This window comes from Blautia sp. OF03-15BH (assembly GCF_003463065.1).
Classification (GTDB): Bacteria; Bacillota; Clostridia; order Lachnospirales; family Lachnospiraceae; genus Limivivens.
The window spans coordinates 1-3,582 of record NZ_QSCM01000037.1 but is presented as its reverse complement, the minus strand read 5'-3'; the positions used below and the strand labels follow the sequence as shown (position 1 = coordinate 3,582).

3 protein-coding genes are annotated in these 3,582 nt (G+C 41.3%); all 3 read right to left on the bottom strand.

The features are described from left to right. Positions 1–108: 108 nt before the first annotated feature. On the bottom strand, positions 109–1,464 hold the full coding sequence (locus DXA57_RS17005) for an FRG domain-containing protein (protein WP_158571360.1): 1,356 nt from the start codon (positions 1,462–1,464) through the stop codon (positions 109–111). A gap of 180 nt (positions 1,465–1,644) precedes the next feature. Then, the gene (locus DXA57_RS17000; RefSeq protein WP_117768427.1) at positions 1,645–2,562 is read right to left on the bottom strand and encodes a hypothetical protein; all 918 of its coding nucleotides are present in this window, start codon (positions 2,560–2,562) and stop codon (positions 1,645–1,647) included. An 804-nt stretch (positions 2,563–3,366) separates the two neighbouring features. Then, positions 3,367–3,522, bottom strand: coding sequence for a hypothetical protein (locus DXA57_RS17255; RefSeq protein WP_158571359.1), 156 nt, complete (start codon positions 3,520–3,522; stop codon positions 3,367–3,369). Between the last annotated feature and the right edge of the window lie 60 nt (positions 3,523–3,582).

Sequence of the window (3,582 nt, the reverse complement as noted above, 5' to 3'; positions counted from 1 at the left end):
TTCCATTTATCCTGCTTCAAAGTTCCCACTCCCTTTTCATCAAATGTATAGCTCTTTCCGTCAATGATCTGCTCACCAGAGACCATGACAAAAGTTTTCGGATCAAAATCAACCTCCAATGATAAGCTGCGGCCTCTTCACCGGCGTTACTTTCGTCAGCTGAAACGCCCGCTCAATACTATATCGTTTGTTGATCTTTCTCAACTCATTTGCTGTAATGTACTCCCGATCTCCTTGCATGATATGAAATCCGTATTTTTTCAATATTGCCTTCCACTGCTTTTTTTCGTCTTCCGTACAGTTTCCCATTTTTGTCAATGCTTCAAACGTACTCTGAGAAAAATGGCAGGAATGGTTGATCTTCGTCATATATTTAGACAGATCCGGGATGTCATCATTTGGATAAATGGCATTTCCACTGTCAGACATTTCATATACCCATTGGCAGAAATCCTCATCCAGACGGAAACGCATTTTCTCAAAAAGAGGATCCACAAGCATATCATATTTCTCTTGTAAAGTCATAAACATGTATGCATACTGGCTTTTGCAGCGCATAAATGGCTGATATCCAACCGGTAAAATGATATTTTCTCCTTTCACGTTTTCCTCTGCCCACTTCATATCCGTGATTTCACTGGGAGACCGATAAAGAACTGCATATCTGGAATCACCGCCTAATTTTTTCACGTTGACTCTGGAATCCTCTTTTTCAAAATCAGCTTTCGTAAGTGGATGCCATTTCCCGTCATTTCCGAATTTACAACAGGCAAAAAATAATGCTGTAAGCAAATCGCCAGTTACATCCATCATAGGTGTCCATAATCCATAATGCTGCGCCAACGCCAGATAATTCACTGTAGAATTTCCCCAACGCTTCACTGCATCAAAATGATCGAAAAAGCCACATCCCTCGTCCCAGCGCAACCGGTTTACAATTTCCTGCACCTGAAATGGTAGTTTCGGGTCCATGTTCCGATAGGCACTTGGCCTGGACTGCCCGTAAAACGCATTTTCTCCACGGTAATAATATCTGGTTTTTGGTTGTGTCATAACAGTTCCTATGATCGGATAAGTCAGCTGGATCCCAGGAACATAAGAATCTATCATGGCCTTCACAATTATATTCAGCAAGGCCATTTCCTGTCGAATCTTCTGTTCCAAATCCAGCTGCTCTTTCTCTGTCATGCCTTCTTTATTCACGATCCAGGTAAACAATCCCTCTCTGCTATCCGGTAATATTCCAAGAAACTTTGCCGCTTCCAGCGTTGCTTTCCCTGCTGTTTCCCTGTCATTACTGGAGATTAATGGCAACATCTCAACAAGTTTAACCGACGTTACTCTGTCCTTTTCGTCTTCGGCAAGCATATTCCGGATCTCGTCCGTTGTTACAAGAGACATATCCTCACATTTTCGTACAATGTGCCTCTTCTGATAAGCAGAAATACATTTTTTCCAGTCCACTCGATCTCCATATATGGTGCGCAAATGTTTATTTATAATAGCCCAGGAGTTTTGGTAACTCATGGTGACGGTTGAAATTTGCTGCAATTCTTCCGGCAGCAAATTCCAAAACGCTTTCTCCTGCTGCGTCATATCTTCTAATTTCATTTTTTTATAACCCCATTCACCCCTGATAACTCGCTAGAATCGCAAATGCAAACATGATTTTTCAATCTTTATGTTCTCTATTTTATGCTTTCTCATAAATCCATCTGCTGCCCTGATATCCAACGCAGTATTATTTAATGGAGCAAGTACCAGCTTTTGTATCTGTCCCTCTTCTTGTTTCCGTATTGGGACTTTAATAAAAGGAATCAGCATATCTCTTCCACAGCGGTACTCTACATCACCTTCTGCTTTGCAGATCACCCGATATTCTTCTTCCGCCTGAAATAAAACAGATTTCATTCCCATTCCATAATAGGCCACTACCTTTGCACAGGCCGCTCCAATGATTCTTTGATCATCTGGACTTGCTTTCAATTTTTCTTTTAAATATTGCCATCTTTCCTTTTTATGAGTAAAAGTTTTCCCATCTCCAAGAAATTCATCTATGATCATCTCCAATGTATCCCGGATCAGACACTTCTGTTCTTTTTCCTTATAGATCACCCGGACACAGGTGAGGAAACTTCCCGGCACGAGAATTTTTTCCAGATCCATTCCAAGACAGCATCCCGGATTGGCAAATTCAGCCCAGAGTGTCAGGTTATCTGGATTGGTAGAAAATGAGATCACGAAATATTCTGTTAAACTTTCCGCTACCAATTTTTCAAAAATGCTTGCCAAAAAATTCGCCACCGGATTCTTCGGACTGAATTCACCAAATTCTTCTATCAAAACATCTTTCAGGATTTTTTGCACATAAGAAAATTCTTCCTCATCATTCAGATAACGATACTCTGTCGCCCAAAAGCACCTGTTCTCAATGATACTTTTCATACTTTCCATTTTGGTGTAATGATAGATCAACTCACCGCGTTTTAAATCCGCCCGGCGAAATGCCCCCTGTTCGACTCCCTCAACGATTTTCTGATATAACTTACTATTTTTCTCCAAAAAAATCCTCTTCTTTCGCACTTAAATAGTTGCCCAGGAATAATGGAAACAGACGGCAAGAACAGCGTGATCGCTACACGGTTACGTTCTATCGCCTGACTTTTTTCCACGCCATGCATCAGTTCCCCATAATCCAGATGTAAAAATATCGAGCCCTTTATCAATGTACACTTTGAATTATACAGGAAACTTATCTAATAGCTTTCTCATCTGATCCGGATTACAACACGATACATGTGTTAAAGAGTTTCTGCATTCCGGAAACTGTCCTTTACGGCTACAACATCTTCGTGGTAGGTCATGCCGTACCGGGTGTCATTGGTCTTCAGAACCTTCACGGGCATCTTACCTTCAACCTTTCATACTCGTAATAGAAATATAGGCTATTATCACACGTTTTTCCTCTACAGTCGAGGTACACTTAGATGGTCAGACCCCAATGCTAGGTTCAAGCCACCATGTTCTGAAACAGGACTCTTGCCAAAACAAGAGTCCTGTTGTATAATCAAATCAGAAGATGACCGGACACAATGTTCCGGTTGCCCTCAAAAGAGTGTATAAATAAAGTTATAGCATCTTACTGTGGCGGTGGGATGCTATTTCTTTTTATGTTGATCTATGTAGCTCAATGCTGTAAAAATTACTAACAATAAAGTCAAGACTTCCATTGTATTCATAGGGCAGCACCCCCTTTCATTAAGACAGAGGGCATAAAACGAAACCTGCATCCGGCTTCCACCTTTAGGTAGCCAGTCCCCGATGCCACAATATTCGCACAATCTGACCCCAATGTTGGAGCTAGAATCAATAGTTTCTAAGTTCTTCCTCAATCGCATTTCGAGCATGCGCGATTCTTAACATCTGATCTTCTGCCGCCCTCTCAGAAGGATATTTGTCAGCATAATTATAAGTGCTGTTTATCTGAACCACATATTCTCCTGCTTCTTCTGCCACACACATAGTGACATGCTCCCACCACTTAAATCACTGATTTTGAAGTGGGGGCTTCTTGCTCAATGG